Origin of the sequence: Syntrophomonas wolfei subsp. methylbutyratica, assembly GCF_001570625.1 — a bacterium.
Classification (GTDB): domain Bacteria; phylum Bacillota; class Syntrophomonadia; order Syntrophomonadales; family Syntrophomonadaceae; genus Syntrophomonas; species Syntrophomonas methylbutyratica.
The window spans coordinates 1-627 of sequence record NZ_BBQT01000062.1 but is presented as its reverse complement, the minus strand read 5'-3'; the positions used below and the strand labels follow the sequence as shown (position 1 = coordinate 627).

1 rRNA gene is annotated in these 627 nt (G+C 42.3%); it reads right to left on the bottom strand.

From position 1 onward, the window contains the following. Positions 1–627, bottom strand: a 23S ribosomal RNA gene (locus tag AWB54_RS15010); the annotation flags it as partial.

The following is a 627-nucleotide window of genomic DNA, read 5'->3' as shown; positions in this document are numbered from 1 at the left end:
CTTACTCATGCCAGCATTCTCTCTTCCTAATAGTCCACTGCTCCTTTCGGTACAGCTTCTGCCCGTTAGGAATGCTCCCCTACCATAACGGAAGTCGGATGTCGGAAGTCGGAAGTCGGATTACTCTGCTTCATACTTGGTCCATTTTTGAATGAGTCGGTATAGTTGCTTATTGACTGATTCGTATTTGGCTTTCAGTTGCTGGTGAGCTTCTTGCTCGATATAACCCAGGTCTTTAATCATGTCAATGTATACTTTGACTTCATTCACTGAACCCATCGCATTCCTTAAAAAATGCTTGAATTCTTTAGCAGAATTTCTTCTTCCATAGCCTTCAGCTATGTTGGCGGGTATAGATATGGCTGACCTACGTATTTGAGGTACTAACTCATACTTTTCTTCTTTTGGCAATTTTAAGCATATTTGATGTATCTTGATTGCTAATCTATAGCTTTCCTGATATACTATCAAATCTTCATAGCTTTTGATTGCCATTATAATTCCGCCTTCCGTCCTCTGTCATCCGTCCTCCGCTATCCAAAGCTTCGGTACTATGCTTAGCCCCGTTACATTTTCGGCGCAGAGCCACTTGACCAGTGAGCTATTACGCACTCTTTCAATGGTGGC